Annotated in this window: 1 protein-coding gene; it reads left to right on the forward strand. The window is 66.7% G+C overall.

All coding sequences use genetic code 11. From position 1 onward, the window contains the following. Nucleotides 1-246: 246 nt before the first annotated feature. On the forward strand, nucleotides 247-507 hold a 261-nt coding region (locus G7A99_RS24715), incomplete at its 3' end, for a catalase (RefSeq protein WP_163144726.1).

Consider the following 507-nt stretch of genomic DNA (forward strand, 5'->3'; position numbering starts at 1 on the left):
ATCCAGCCCGGCGAGCTGGCCTACGGCTTCATGTTCTTCCCCGGGGCGAAGGAGGCGCAGTCCGTGGAGCGGCTGCGGCTGTCGGTGGTCGTCGACGGCGAGCGCCAGACCCTGCAGCTGCCGGTTTCCACCGTCACGGCGGGAGGTAATGAATAGCCTATCGTCATGATGCTCCCTTTCAATTTCACCCGGGCGCGGGTGACGCGTAGCGTTCTATCCGAATCGCACGCACAGGGAGATACAGCGATGACGGACAGAAACCGCCTCACCAACGCCGCGGGCGCCCCCGTGGCGGATAACCAGAACTCCAAGACCGCGGGACCGCGCGGCCCGGTGCTGATGGAGGACTACCACCTCCTCGAGCGCATGGCGCACTTCAACCGCGAGCGTATCCCCGAGCGCGTGGTCCACGCCAAGGGGGCCGGCGCCTATGGCACCTTCCGCGTCACCGCGGACATCACCGACTACTCCCGCGCGAGCGTGTTCTCGACGGTGGGCAAGGAGACG

This window comes from Arhodomonas sp. KWT, from assembly GCF_010993615.1.